Raw genomic sequence first — 14,021 nt, 5'->3', positions numbered from 1 at the left:
AGTTCCCTGATCGACAATGTCGACAAAACGCCAACTGGTGGGCCGGCTACTTCTCCTGCTGCTTGCGCCAGCGAATTCCGGCCTCGAGAAAGCCGTCGATCTCGCCGTCGAGCACCGACTGAGGGTTGCCGACCTCGAATTCGGTACGGAGGTCCTTGACCATCTGGTAAGGGTGCAGGACGTACGAACGCATCTGGTTGCCCCAGGAGTTGCCACCGTCGCCCTTGAGCGAGTCCATCAGCGCCTGCTCCTCCTGGCGGCGGCGCTCGAGGAGCTTCGCCTGCAGGACGTTCATCGCGCTGGCCTTGTTCTGGATCTGCGAGCGCTCGTTCTGGCAGGAGACCACGATGCCGGTCGGGATGTGGGTCAGCCGCACCGCGGAGTCGGTGGTGTTGACCCCCTGACCGCCGGGGCCCGAGGCGCGATAGACGTCCACCCGCAACTCGGTCTCGTCGATCTCGATGTGGTCGGTCTGCTCGACCACCGGCAGTACCTCGACGCCGGCGAAGGACGTCTGGCGGCGGCCCTGGTTGTCGAACGGCGAGATCCGCACGAGCCGGTGGGTGCCCTGCTCGACGGAGAGCGTGCCGTAGGCGTACGGCGCCTTGACCACGAAGGTGGTCGACTTGATGCCGGCCTCTTCCGCGTACGACGTCTCGTAGACCTCGGTGCTGTAGCTGTGCCGCTCGGCCCACCGCAGATACATGCGCTGCAGCTGCTCCGCGAAGTCGGCGGCATCGACGCCGCCGGCCTCGGCCCGGATGTTGACGAGCGCCTCGCGCGCGTCGTACTCGCCGGAGAGCAGCGTGCGGACCTCCATCTCGTCCAGTGCCTTGCGCACTGCGACGAGCTCCGACTCGGCCTCGGCCTGGGTGTCGGCGTCGTCCTCGGCCTCGGCGAGCTCGAAGAGCACGCTCAGATCATCGATCCGCGATCGCAGCGCCGCGGTCTTACGGACCTCGGCCTGCAGGTGGGAAAGCTTGCTGGTGATCTTCTGCGCCGCTTCCGGGTCGTCCCACAGGGACGGTGCCGCGGCCTGCTCCTCGAGCACGGCGATATCGGCCCTCATCTTGTCGAGGTCCAGGACGGCCTCGATCGACCCCATGGTCGAGGAGAGGGTTTTCAGCTCTTCGGATACATCGACGACTGCCACGCCACCAGCGTAACGGCTCGGAGCAAGGTCCTTCCCCGGGCTCCGGAAGGGGCGGAGGCTCCGCTAGCGCTGGGACGGCGCCGACTGCCGGTTGTCCTGGGAGGGGGCACCCCCGTGGTCGCTCGACGAGGTGGCCAGCCAGCCTCCGATGCCCAGTGCCACAGCCGCGACCAGGGTGGCCGCGCCCAGTTTGATACGGCGCCGCCGGACCGCCTCGGCGGAGGATCGGTGGCGCGCCGAACCCGGCTGGCGCAGGCTCGGGGAGCGGGGGGCGCGGGCGGTGCCGAGGGGGCCGCCGGCCAGTTCGTCGGGGCCGGGGACGCGCATGCTGGTGTGGGTGTCCCGGTTGGAGTCCGGGGAGGAGCCGGGGACCAGCGGTACCGCGCCGCGTCGGCGCGGCTCGGCGGGGTTGGAGGGCTCGTACGACGCCTCCTCGTACGGCTGCTCCTCGGATTCCGACTCGTCGGGCTCGTCGACGTCCAGCGGGGGGATGCCCGCGAGGTGCGGGAGCTGCGCACGCAGCCGCTCGCCGAGCTCCGATGCGCGCAGCCGCGACGCCGGGGCCTTGGCGAGGCACTGGACGAGAAGCTGCCAGAGGTCGTCCGGGATGCCGGGGAGCGGGACGACCGTCTCGGTGACATGGCGTCGCAGCACCGCGCCGGGGTGACCGCCACCGAAGGGAGTGAAGCCGGCCAGGAGTTCGTACAGGACGGTCGCCAGGGCGTAGATGTCGACGGAGGCGCGTGGCGGGAGGCCCTCGATGATCTCCGGGGCGAGGTAGTCGGGCGTACCGATGATTTTGGTCGCCCGGGTGCGGCGCGGGACGTCGATGAGTTTGGCCACACCGAAGTCGGTGAGCAGCGCCGGGTGCGAACCGCCCGGACCGAGCGGGCCCTGCATGTCGAGCAGGATGTTCTCGGGTTTGACGTCCCGGTGCACGATGCCCGCCTTGTGCGCGGCGGCGAGACCGTCGGCGATGTCCGCGACGATCGCCACGGCGGCCTCGGGACTCAGGCGGCGCTCGCGGTCCAGCCGGGTGCGCAGGTCGGTACCGCGGACGAGGTCCATGACCAGGGCGAGGTCGTTGCCGTCCACGACGAGATCGCGTACCGCGACGACGTGCGGGTGGTCGAGACCGAGCAGGGCGGTGCGTTCCTGGACGAAGCGGCCGACGAGCTCCTGGTCGGCGGCGAGGTCCTCGCGCAGCAGCTTGATGGCGACCGGTCCCTCGGGCCCGTCACCCAGCCACACCGTGCCGGCGCTCCCCCGTCCCAGGATCTGGTGAGCGGTGTACCGGCTGCCGATCTTCCGTGCCAAGACTGCTCCCTCAGCGGCTGGCGCTGTGCCTGTGCGGGGGCTGGCCCCCGGACACTCGCTCTCAAAATACGCGGGCGTCGGGGTGTTCACTGCCCCGGTTGGCACCGACCTTCACTTCTGCGGGGTATTTCGTCCCGCAGAAGTCGACATGTTGACAGACCGGCCCGGATAAGGGCCCGGCGGCGCGGGTCAGTTGCCCGTCGATCCGCCGATGCCCTGAAGGAAGTCCTTGACCGAGTGGTATCCGTCGGCGATCTCCGCGAAGAAGCTCTTCGAGGTGCCGATCCAGTCCTGGAGCGGGGTCAGTTCCCAGATGAGCCACGAGCCGACGAAGAGGATGACGACCATGAAAAGGCAGCCCTTGAGGCAGCCGAGGCCGGGGATCTTCATCGGGTTGGAGCTGCGCTGCCTCGGCTGCCGGGGCTCCCGCTGGGCGGGGGCCTGGGGCTGCTGCGGCGGCGCGTACTGCTGCTGCGGGCGCTGCTGCCGCTGAGGCGCGTACTGCTGCTGGGGCTGTTGGGGAGCGTACTGCTGACGAGGCTGCTGTGACTGGTATTGCTGCTGCGGTTGTTGCGGCGGGTACTGCTGCGGCTGCTGCCGGCGCTGCGGGCGGTGGCGCAGCGGGTCCTGGCTCGGGTCCAGGTACTGCACCTGAGTCTGCTCGTTGCGGTCGCGGGCCGCGCTCAGCTGGCTCTGCCACGGGTGCGGCTGCTCGGGCTGGTCCGGCGCCTGGTTCCCCGGCCCCGACTGCGGCATCGGTGGCAGCACAGCCGTCGGGTCCGCCGTGCCGGAGCTCGGCAGCACGCTGGTGCGCGCATTGGGGTCGTACGCACCCGCGTCGCTCGGGAGCACCTGGGTCGGGTCGGCCGCCCCCGGTGTGTCGGGGACCGCGGCGGGCGCCGGATCGGGTGCCAGCAGCGCGCCCACGCCCAGCGCGGCAGCCACCTGCGCCGCTGACGCGTGCACGCCGACACCCTCGGCGACCGTACGCAGCCCCCTGGCGAGGTTCTCGGCACTCGGGCGGCGGTCGGGGTCCTTGCTGAGGCAGCGCTCGATGACCGTCCACAACGCGTCGGGGACGGTGGTCGGGCGGCGCGGCTCCTCGCTCAGATGACGCTGGAGCACCTCGAGCGCGGTACCGCCGGCGAACGGCGGGCGGCCGGTGACCAGCTCGTACAGCAGGATGCCCGCGCCGTAGATGTCGACGGCGGAGGTCTGCGGCCGGCCCTCGGCGGACTCCGGCGCCACGTAGGCGGGCGTGCCGACGAATTCGTGGGTACGGGTCAGCCCCGGCGAGTCCGCGAGCCGCGCGATACCGAAGTCAGTCAGCATCGGGTGCATCTGTCCGTCGGCATCCTGCTTCACCAGCACGTTGGCCGGTTTCAGGTCGCGGTGCACCACGCCGTCCGCGTGACTGGCGGCCAGTGCGTCCGCCACCTGTGCGGTGAGCAGTGCGGCGGCCATCGGGCTGAACGGGCCGTTCTCACGAAGGTAACGGTGCAGGTCCGGGCCGTCGACCAGGTCCATGACGAGGGCGAGCAGATCACCCTCGACGACCAGGTCGCGGGTGCGCACGATGTTCGGGTGGGTGAGACGCAGCAGGACGGAGCGTTCACGCAGAAAGCGCATGACCACGTCAGGGTCGCCGGCGAGTTCCTCCTTGAGGACCTTGATCGCGACGGTTTCGCCCGGCCGGCCCTGCACGGCCGCCTCGGCGCCCGCGGTCTCCCTCTGACTGGCTCGCCAAACAGTGCCCGTGGCGCCGCGGCCGAGCGGTTCCTCGAGCAGGTACTTGCTGCCTACGGGCCGCACGTCATGCGCTCCCTGCTGATCGTCGTCCTTGCGTGGTCCACCGGCCCCCGCCGCCCGGATGTCCGCCCCACTGTAATGCCGCCGGCGAAATCACTGTCGGGGATCTTCGGAGGGTGGGCCGGCTGTGTCCGCTGTGAAGACGCGAGCACCGTGCCGATGGTTGCCGGGCAGTCGGGGCGCGTAGTCCGTTCGTGGTCTCAAGCAGGCACTTTTGGGTTCAGAGCCGACCATTCAAGATCACTTGGCGGCTACCCCCGGGCGTGTTGTCGGTGGCAGGTGCGAGGATGCCTGAAGCACGGAGATGTCGGGGTCGGGAGCCCCGCGATCCGTGCCGACCTGTCGGGTGGGGGAGATCACAGGGCAGCAGCCCCCTGCCAGGCACCCTCCGCAGAAGGGACCGCTGACGGCTATGCAGATCCGGCTGACCGTCCTCGCGCCGCGCAGCGGCCGATCCGCGTCCGAGGCGCGCTCCTGTGACGTGGTCGTCACCGCCCCCGCCGGGGCGCCTCTGGCCACCGTGGCGTCGGGCCTGGCCACCGCGGTCGCGGGGCCGGACGGCCCGGGCTCGAACAGCGTCGTGCTCTACGCGGGACGGCTCCGCCTCGACCTGCAGCGCAGTGTGCTGGGCGAGCCACCCCTGGTGGACGGTGCGGTGCTCTCGCTCCAGTTCCCCGCCGAGGAAGAGGACCACGGCGCCGGCGCGGCCGCCCAGCTGCATGTGGTCGCCGGGCCCGATGCGGGCGGTGTGCACCTGCTGCACGGCGGTCAGATCCGGATCGGCCGCTCCGGCGACGCCGATGTTCCGCTGGACGACCCCGACGTGTCGCGGCTGCACTGCGCGGTGACGGTCGCGGACGACGGCCGGGTCACCGTCGCCGATCTGGGCTCGACCAACGGCACCACGCTGGACGGCGCGGAGGTGGGCGAACGCCCGGTCCGTTTCACCCCGGGGTCGCTGCTGAGGGTCGGTGAATCCGCCCTGCGGATCGCCTCGGCGGACGCTGCGGGCCAGGCGGACGGCGGTGCGCCGGCCGCGGTGCCGGACGGGGAAGGTCACCTGCGAGTGGCCCGCGGCAGTGCGGACGGGATCGGTGCGGGCGGTATCGGTGCGGGGGAAACGGCCCCCGGTAGCCCCGGATCGGACCGGAGCGCCGCGCCCGGCGCCACACCCGCGCGTCCCGCCCCCGGGCCCGCCGCCGGACCGGCCGCGCCCCAGCAGCCCGCACCCCGGCAGCCCGTACCGCAGCAGCCCGCCGACCGCCGTCCCGCCGGGGACTCCGGGCACGGTGGCGCCGGATCGGGCCGCATCCCGGTGCAGGCAGGGCCAGGCTCCCGGCGGGTCAGCGACCGCGGCGACGAGACGGTCCGCGACCCCTACAGCAACCTGTACGACGAAGCCGCCGCCGCGTACGCACAGGACCCCGGATTCAGCACCCGGGGCCGCCAGGGCACGCCCGCGCGCGGTACCCGGGTGCCGGTCGAGCACGAGCGGGCCGGCGAGCCGCTGCCGGACAGTGACGCGGACACCTTCCGCAGGCGCGGTGGGATAGGGGCCTGGGCGAGGCGGCTGGCGGGCGGCAGGCCCGACCCGGTGCGCGACCGGGTGCCCGTCCAGGCCACCGGCCCCGACCGTACGAGTGACCCGGGCCGCCCCGTCGCCCAGCCGCCCGCCCCCGACGCCTGGCCGGACCCGGCCTCGCTGCTGCTGACCGCGCTCGGCCCGGGCCCCCGGCTGTGGGAGCGCGGGCCCGGCCACCGCGAAGCGCTCGTCGTCCGGCTCGGCACGGCGGACCGCAGCGGACCGGGGCCGCTGGGCGTGCTGCCCGCGGTGCCGGTGACCGTATCGCTGCGGGAAGCCGGTTCGCTCGGGCTCGCCGGCCCCCGCGAGCGGCTCACCGGGCTGGCCCGTTCGGTCATCGCCCAGCTCGCGGCCCTGCACTCCCCGACCGACCTGGAGATCGTGCTGATCAGCACGGACCGCGCCCGCTCGGTGCAAGCGCGCAGAACCGACTGGTCATGGCTCGGCTGGCTCCCCCATGCGCGGCCGGCCCACGGGCAGGACTGCCGGCTACTGCTCTCCTACGACCGGGAGCAGGCCACCGCTCGGACCGCCGAGCTGGTGCGCCGCCTGGATGACGGCCCGCTGGGCACCGGCTGGGCTTCGGCCGGCACCGAGGCGGTGTCCGCGGCCGCCGAGCAGCACGAGGGCCCGTACACCGTGGTGGTCGTGGACGGCGATCCCGGATCGGCGACGCTGCGCGAGACCACCGCCCGACTGGCGTCCGCGGGCGCCGCAGCCGGCATCCACCTGCTGTGTCTCGCCGAAACGCCACCCGCCTCCCCCGCGTCGCCGCTGGAGGCGACCTATGAGACGGCCTGCGCCGCCTCCCTCGCCTTCCGTGAGTGCGGGGCCGCCGCCCTGTTGAGCGGCGATGTGGCGACCACCCTGCGGCTGCTGCGTACGGCCGGCGGGCAGTCCGCCGGCCGCGGCACACCGGCCGTGGTGGACGCGGTGTCGGCGGCCTGGGCCGAGCGGTTCGGCAGGGCCCTGGCCCCGCTGCGCGCGGACGGCCAGGTCAGTGGATCAACCGCGCGGCAGACCGCCGCGCTGCCTCCGTCGGCCCGGCTGCTCGACGAACTGGGGCTGGCCCGTGCCACCCCCGCATCGCTCATGGCGCGCTGGGCGTCCGCCGCCGATGCCACCGCGGTACTGGGGGCAGGCCCGCGCGGCCCGGTCACCGTGGACCTGGCCACCGAAGGACCACATCTGCTGATCGAGGGCCCGGCGGGCAGCGGCCGTACGGAACTGCTGCGCGCCGCCGCCGCCTCGCTGGCCGCCGCGGGCCGCCCCGACCGGCTCGCCCTCATCCTGGTCGACGGAGCAGGCGGCGAACGCGGGGACGGGCTGCGGGTCTGTACGGATCTGCCGCATGCCTCGACCCATCTGGTGGCGTCGGACCCGGTCAGGATGCGGGAGTTCGCGCAGGCGCTCGGCGCCGAGCTCAAACGCAGGTCCGAACTGGTCGGCAAGGACGACTTCACCGCATGGCACCGGCGCCACGACGCGGCAGGCCGGCAGGCCGGCAGGTGGCCCGCCGGAGCGGACGACCCGTACGGCGAACTCGACTCCCCCAGCGGCACCCTGCGGCTGCGCCCCGCCGCCGCCCTCGCGGCGGCCGTGCCGGGCCCCACCCCGCTGCCCCGGCTCGTCGTCCTGGTCGACGATTTCGACGCACTGGTCGCCCCGGCACTCGGCAGCCCCGGACGCCCCGCGGCCGGTTCGGTGGTGCGGGCCCTGGACGCCGTGGCCAGGGACGGCGAACGCCTCGGCGTGCACCTCATCGCAGCGTCCGCGCGCCCGGACCGTACCGAGGACACCGAACTCGCGCGGTTCAGCCGGCTGCGGGTGATTCTCGACCCGCCACCCGTGGCCCCCGCGCCCGATGCCCCGTCACCGGGCCGCGGCCGGCTGGGCCGCCCCGACCGCGGGGTGACACCGTTCCAGGGCGGCCGGGTCACCGGCCGCATCCCGCGCACCGGCACACTGCGGCCCACCGTCGTACCACTGGAGTGGGAACGCATGGGCGACCCGCCGACCCGTCGGCCGGTGCGTGAACTGGGCAACGGGCCCACTGACTTGGCGTTGCTGGCCAGCGCGCTCGAGCGGGCGGCCCGGTCGGTGGACGCGATACCCGTCGCGTCGCTGACGGACTGACGTAACGTCACAGGCCCATCACGATCAGGTGAGGGACCCCAGGAGTGGTATTGCGGCGCTCAAGTGCCGGGGCGTAGGACTGAGCCCACGGGACAACGGCGTCGCCGACGTCATGGGCGCGCCGACCGCACGCGCATGGGAGAGGTCGGGGCACAGATGCGCACATCTGGCACAGCAAGTACAGCTCTACGCTCACGCAGGGCCGTTCTGGCGGTCGTCGCCGCCGGGTCGCTGGTCCTCGCCGCGGGATGCGGCAGCGACGGCAAGAAGGGCGACGGCGGTGGCGCAGCCGCGGACAAGAGCAGCGCGCCTGCCTCCGGGGTGCAGCTGCCCAAGCTCAACGGCACCAAGCTCGAGGTCGCAGCCGTGTGGACCGGCCCCGAGCAGGCGAACTTCATCAAGGTCCTCAAGGAGTTCGAGAAGCGCACCGGTGCATCGGTCACCTTCGTCCCGGCGCAGGACCCGATCGTCAACTTCCTCGGTACGAAGATCGCCGGCGGCGCCCCGCCCGATGTGGCGATGATGCCGCAGGTCGGCGCGATCACCCAGGCCGTCGCCAAGAAGTGGGCGAAGCCGGTGGACGCCGCGACCAAGGCGGAGCTGGACAAGAACTACGCGCAGGTCTGGAAGGACCTCGGCGCGGTCGACGGCAAGCAGTACGGCGTCTATTTCAAGGCCGCCAACAAGTCCCTGGTCTGGTACAACACCAAGGCGTTCCAGAACGCGGGCGCCACTGTGCCCAAGACCTGGCCCGACTTCATGAAGACCGCCCAGACGATCTCGGCCTCGGGTGTCACCCCGGTCTCGGTCGGCGGCGCGGACGGCTGGACCCTGACCGACTGGTTCGAGAACATCTATCTCTCGCAGGCCGGCCCCGACAAGTACGACCAGCTCGCCCAGCACAAGATCAAATGGACCGATCCTTCGGTGAAGGCGGCGCTCACCACTCTGGCGCAGCTGTTCGGGAAGCCGTCGCTGATCTCGGGCGGCGCGGACGGCGCGCTGCAGACCGAGTTCCCCGCGTCCGTCACCCAGACCTTCACCGGCGGTGACCAGCCCAAGGGGGCAATGGTCTTCGAGGGCGACTTCGCGCAGACGAACATCGCCCAGACCAAGGCGAAGGTCGGCACCGACGCCAAGGTGTTCCCGTTCCCGGCCGTGGGCGCCAAGTCCCCGGTGGTCACCGGCGGCGACGCGGCGGTGATCCTCAAGGACTCCAAGGGCGCCCAGGCACTGCTGACCTGGCTGGCCTCCACCGACGCGGCGAAGATCGCGGCGTCCTCGGGTGGCTTCGTCTCGCCCAACAAGGGCCTGGACACCGCGGCATACCCGAACGACGTCCAGCGCACCATCGCCGAGGCGCTGATCGCGGCGGGCGACGACATCCGCTTCGACATGTCCGACCAGGCACCGCAGTCCTTCGGCGGTACGCCGGGCAAGGGCGAGTGGAAGGACCTGCAGGACTTCCTGAAGAACCCGAAGGACATCGCGGGCACCCAGCAGAAACTGGAGTCCGACGCGGCCAAGGCCTACAAGAACTGACGGCGCGATGACCTCTGCTGTGGCGGGGGGCGCGATCAACTCGGCGCCCCCCGCGGGAAAGCCGCGCAAGAGCGTGACAGGCACACGTAAAGCAATGGCGGTCGGCTTCCTGCTGCCCGCACTCGTGCTGCTCGGTGCGCTCGTCGTCTACCCGATCGGGTACTCGGTCTACCGGTCGTTCTTCGACCAGGCAGGCTCCCATTTCATCGGCATCGACAACTACAGATCGCTCTTCACCGACGACGCCATCCGCACCGCGATCAAGAACACCGCGATATGGGTGGTGGTGGCACCGACCGTTGCCACCGTGCTCGGCCTGATCTTCGCCGTCCTCACCGAACGGGTCCGCTGGGGCACCGCTTTCAAACTGGTCGTCTTCATGCCGATGGCGATCTCGATGCTCGCGGCAGGCATCATCTTCCGGCTGGTGTACGAGCAGGACCCGGGTCGCGGCGTCGCCAACGCAGTCTGGGTCGGCGTACACGACACCTTCGCCGAATCGGCCGGTTACCCGGGTGCGCACCCGCTGCCAGTGGCACCGATCAAGGCGGGCGGCGGCGGCTCGTTCATCACCAAGCAGCCGGTGAGCGCGGGCACTCCGGTGCAGCTGCCGCTGGTCGGTGTGCTCCCGACGAAGATGCCCTCGTCGGCGAAGCCCGCCGAAGCGGCGAAGCCGGCCGGCGGTTCGATCACCGGCACCGCCTGGCTCGACTTCACCCTGGGCGGCGGTGGCAAGCCCAACGTCATCGACCCGAAGGAGCTCGGCCTCAAGGGCGTCACCATCCAGGCGGTCAAGGACGGCAAGGTGGTGGCCAGCGCCAAGGCATCGGCCGACGGCACCTTCACCCTGCCCGCGAAGGCGGACGGGGCCCGGCTGAAGCTGCCCGACTCCAACTTCCGCGAGCCGTACAACGGTGCCAACTGGCTCGGCCCGACCCTGGTCACCCCGTCGATCATCGGCAGTTACGTCTGGATGTGGGCCGGCTTCGCCATGGTGCTGATCGCCGCAGGACTGGCCGGACTCCCCCGCGAACTGCTGGAACAGGCCCGGGTGGACGGCGCCAACGAGTGGCAGGTCTTCCGCCGGATCACCATTCCGCTGCTGGGTCCGGTCCTCGCGGTGGTCATGGTCACCCTGATGATCAATGTGTTGAAGATCTTCGACCTGGTCTTCATCATCGCGCCGGGCTCCTCGCAGGACGACGCGAACGTGCTCGCCCTGCAGCTCTACCGCTCCTCGTTCGGCACGGACGCGGATCTGGGCGTCGGCAGCGCGATCGCCGTCCTGCTGCTGCTGCTGGTCGTACCGATCATGCTCGTCAACATCCGCCGGATGCGGAAGGAGGGGCGCCGATGACCACCGCGGCCCAGGTCCCGGCAGACGGGGCTCCGCACGACGGCGCTCCGGCCGACGGCAGTTCCACGGGTGGGGCGCCGACGGTCCCGGTGACCCGGCCGAAGCAGCCGCTGGCCACACGCATCGCCGCCCGCGCGGGCGGCAGCGTGATGCGGGTCTTCCTCGTGCTGGTCGGCCTCTTCTGGCTGATGCCGACCATCGGTCTGCTGCTGTCCTCGCTGCGCGGTCCTTCGGACATCGCGGCGACCGGCTGGTGGAAGGTGTTCACCGCCCCTTCCCAACTCACCTTCGACAACTACTCCAAGATCCTCGACAACAAGGTCATCACCGACTCGCTGCTCAGCACCATCGAGATCACCGTCCCGGCGACCGTGCTGGTCGTGGTGATCGGGTCACTGGCCGGATACGCCTTCGCCTGGATGGATTTCCCCGGCCGCGACTGGTGGTTCCTGATCGTGGTCGGCCTGCTGGTCGTGCCGGTGCAGGTCGCACTGATCCCGGTGTCGAAGCTCTTCGGCGAGATCGGCCTCTTCGAGACCACAGCGGGTGTGGTCATCTTCCATGTGGCCTTCGGTCTGCCCTTCGCGATCTTCCTGCTGCGGAACTTCTTCGCCGAGATCCCCAAGGAACTCCTCGAAGCGGCGCGGCTGGACGGGGCGGGCGAAGTCCGGCTCTTCACGCGCGTCGTCATGCCGCTGGGCGGCCCGGCCATCGCCTCGCTCGGCATCTTCCAGTTCCTGTGGGTGTGGAACGACATGCTGGTCGCGCTGATCTTCGCGGACTCCAAACACCCGCCGATCACCGTGGCGCTCCAGCAGCAGGTCAGGCAGTTCGGCAACAACATCGATGTGCTGGCGCCGGGCGCGTTCGTCTCGATGGTGATCCCGCTGGCGGTCTTCTTCGCGTTCCAGCGGCAGTTCGTGAACGGAGTGATGGCGGGCGCGGTCAAGTAGCGCTTACGGTGCCCGGCCGAGCCGGGCGCCGTAAGCTCCGGCGGCAGCGCCCGGCGGAAGGCCCGGCGTGAAGCCATGGCGGGGAGGCCCGGCGGGATGCTTCAGTCGGCCGTTTCAGTGCGAACCGGCCGCCTGCCCACGGACCTTGCGCACCATCCGCCGCACGAAGCGGGGCGCGAACCTCCGGGCGAAGGGGGCGTGCTTCTTCGCCGGCCGCTCAGGAACCGCCCGGATGGTGAGCGCGCCGGTTCCCGCCGCGACAGTCAGCACGAACGGCAACCGCGTCGGACGTTCGTCGCCCTCCCCCAGACTCACCGCCATTCCCCAGTTCCCGCCGGTCAGCGGCTGTTCCGGCCGTTCGGCGCGCAGCAGCGAACGGCCGGGATCGTCCGTGGCGGCCAGCGTGGCCGCCACCCGCACCGTGCGCCGGGAGCCGGACTGCTCGGTGAGGTGCAGTACGGCGGGGACCGTGGCGGCGGCCTGCCACACCGGGAGCCGCGCTTCGAGCAGCAGCGGTTCCGGCAGTACGCACAGGTCCCGTCGGTCGAGTTCGCCGAACTGGCCGGTCAGTCCACCGGTCGTGCGGCCGATGTCCAGCGACAGATTGCCGTGGGGGGTGGTCCAGTACGGCAGAACCAGTCGGGCCGGCTCGCCTACCACGGCAGCCCGGCAGCCCTGGGCGGCCGCCTCGCTCCGGGCCGATCCGAGCCGGACATCCTTGGTCCACCCGGCCAGGTGCACGCGGACCACGACGTCCCAGACCCCCCGGGTCAGCGGTTCACCGCCGGCAGCGGTCTCGGGGGAGACCGTCGCCTTCGCCCGCAGCACCATCCGTACGTCGTCCTGCCCGGCGCCCTGCACGCGCTCCCGGCTGAATTCGACGGGCTGGTAGAACTCGGCCGCGGTGGACCGCTCCCGCACCACCACTTCGGCCTTCGACGCGTCGACCCGGGCGTCCGGGCGGACGCCGAGCTGCGCAAAGGTGTCGCTGCCGTCCAGCCCGGCCGGCAGTCGGACCAGTTCCTCACCCACCGCACCGTGCAGCTGAACGGGTTTCTTCCCGGCCAGCATCCCGGCGGTGAATTCCACCTCCAGGGCGCCGTCCTGCCAGGTCAGGCCGGTCAGTTCGGCATGGGCGCCGATGGTCTTCTCCCATCGGGCGCACTCCTCGACATCCCGGTAACTGTCCGCCGTGATGAGCGCGCCGACGATCTGCTGCATGGGAGCCATGCCCGCCAGGACACCCGGGCCGAAGTATTCGACCACCACCTTGTGCATCTCCTGGAACATCTGCTGCCGATAGCCGTCCGGCATGGCCAGCAATCGCCTGCCGCGCATCCGCTCGATCATCTCGTTGCGGAACCAGCGCCGGTGCAGCTTGTCTCTCAGCGGCCCCGGTTCCGTGTACTTCGCCACCACGTCGAGTGCCTCCCGCAGATTGCGGAAGTAGCCCACCGGGTCCAGCTGCTGGAAACCGGCGTTGGCGGCGTCGTCCCGCCTGACGTGGTGATAACAGACGTAGTCGCTCAGTACCGCGACACTGCCCGCGGTCAGATAGGCCTCGGTGACGAAGACGTGGTCCTCGAGCCGGCGCCGTCCCTCGGGAAAACGCAGCCCGTGCTGTTCGAGGAAGGCCCGCCGGAACATCTTGTGCGGGGTGAGACTGTCGATCAGCGGCGCGTTCTTCACCGTGGCGCGCGGCCTGTTCGTCCGGAACAGCTCGCGTGGCACCGGCCGGCCGCGGCCCGCCATCTTGCCCACGACGACATCCGCCGCATGCTCGACGCCGTAGGCATACATGCGCTCCAGGGCTTCGTCGCTGAGCCAGTCGTCGTTGTCGACGAACATCACGAACTCACCGGTCGAGGCCTCGATCCCGACGTTGCGCGGTTTGCCCGCCCAGCCGGAGTTCTCCTGATGGATGACCCGGATGTTCGGGTGCTCCGCGGCGAGCGCGTCCAGCCGGGCCGGGGTGCCGTCCGTCGAACCGTCATTGACGAAGACGACCTCGTACGCGTCCTGGGGGAGGCTCTGCCGGAGCAGCGACGCGATGCAGTCCTCGATGTACGGGCCCGGATTGTAGACCGGGATGACCACGCTGACCTTGATCGTCATGCTTGTGCACTCACTCCCGCCGCAGGATCACCCCCACCACCTCAGGCACATTACTAC

General features: G+C 71.1%; 8 protein-coding genes. 4 read left to right on the top strand and 4 right to left on the bottom strand.

Annotation, left to right across the window (positions count from 1 at the left end; genetic code table 11):
- Positions 1-46 precede the first annotated feature (46 nt).
- The 3 genes from prfB to AB0436_RS13475 form a co-directional block, all read right to left on the bottom strand.
- On the bottom strand, positions 47-1,153 hold the full coding sequence (gene prfB, locus AB0436_RS13485; protein ID WP_366467997.1) for a peptide chain release factor 2: 1,107 nt from the start codon (positions 1,151-1,153) through the stop codon (positions 47-49).
- A 63-nt stretch (positions 1,154-1,216) separates the two neighbouring features.
- Entirely contained in the window at positions 1,217-2,470 is a 1,254-nt protein-coding gene (locus tag AB0436_RS13480; RefSeq protein WP_366467996.1) for a serine/threonine-protein kinase, read from the bottom strand.
- 189 nt (positions 2,471-2,659) lie between these two features.
- Complete coding sequence (locus AB0436_RS13475) at positions 2,660-4,282, bottom strand: serine/threonine-protein kinase (protein ID WP_366467995.1); 1,623 nt, start codon at positions 4,280-4,282, stop codon at positions 2,660-2,662.
- A 409-nt stretch (positions 4,283-4,691) separates the two neighbouring features.
- On the opposite strand from AB0436_RS13475, the gene AB0436_RS13470 reads away from it, so the two are divergent.
- The 4 genes from AB0436_RS13470 to AB0436_RS13455 all read left to right on the top strand — a co-directional run bounded on the left by AB0436_RS13470 (position 4,692) and on the right by AB0436_RS13455 (position 11,849).
- Entirely contained in the window at positions 4,692-7,997 is a 3,306-nt protein-coding gene (locus AB0436_RS13470; RefSeq protein WP_366467994.1) for an FtsK/SpoIIIE domain-containing protein, read from the top strand.
- A 156-nt stretch (positions 7,998-8,153) separates the two neighbouring features.
- Positions 8,154-9,539 carry an ABC transporter substrate-binding protein gene (locus AB0436_RS13465; RefSeq protein WP_366467993.1) on the top strand — a complete coding sequence of 462 codons (1,386 nt, stop codon included), beginning with the start codon at positions 8,154-8,156 and terminating at the stop codon, positions 9,537-9,539.
- Positions 9,540-9,546: 7 nt separating this feature from the next.
- A complete protein-coding gene (locus tag AB0436_RS13460; protein WP_366467992.1) occupies positions 9,547-10,896 on the top strand; it encodes a sugar ABC transporter permease in 1,350 nt (449 codons plus the stop codon).
- Positions 10,893-11,849: a carbohydrate ABC transporter permease gene (locus tag AB0436_RS13455; protein ID WP_366467990.1), complete on the top strand. Its 957-nt coding sequence runs from the start codon at positions 10,893-10,895 to the stop codon at positions 11,847-11,849. Before AB0436_RS13460 ends, AB0436_RS13455 begins: the two co-directional genes overlap by 4 nt.
- 114 nt (positions 11,850-11,963) lie before the next feature.
- Here the strand turns inward: AB0436_RS13455 and AB0436_RS13450 are convergent, their stop codons facing one another.
- On the bottom strand, positions 11,964-13,964 hold the full coding sequence (locus AB0436_RS13450; RefSeq protein ID WP_366467989.1) for a glycosyltransferase family 2 protein: 2,001 nt from the start codon (positions 13,962-13,964) through the stop codon (positions 11,964-11,966).
- Between the last annotated feature and the right edge of the window lie 57 nt (positions 13,965-14,021).

Origin of the sequence: Streptomyces sp. NPDC051322 (assembly GCF_040689485.1) — a bacterium.
Classification (GTDB): domain Bacteria; phylum Actinomycetota; class Actinomycetes; order Streptomycetales; family Streptomycetaceae; genus Streptomyces.
Note: the sequence above shows the minus strand (reverse complement) of the source record. Positions and strands in the feature narration are given on the sequence as shown.

Coding starts and splice junctions, on each gene's coding strand:
- AB0436_RS13470 (WP_366467994.1), top strand. CDS start 4,692: ATGCAGATCCGGCTGACCGTCCTCGCGCCGCGCAGCGGCCGATCCGCG.
- AB0436_RS13465 (WP_366467993.1), top strand. CDS start 8,154: ATGCGCACATCTGGCACAGCAAGTACAGCTCTACGCTCACGCAGGGCC.
- AB0436_RS13460 (WP_366467992.1), top strand. CDS start 9,547: ATGACCTCTGCTGTGGCGGGGGGCGCGATCAACTCGGCGCCCCCCGCG.
- AB0436_RS13455 (WP_366467990.1), top strand. CDS start 10,893: ATGACCACCGCGGCCCAGGTCCCGGCAGACGGGGCTCCGCACGACGGC.
- AB0436_RS13450 (WP_366467989.1), bottom strand. CDS start 13,964: ATGACGATCAAGGTCAGCGTGGTCATCCCGGTCTACAATCCGGGCCCG.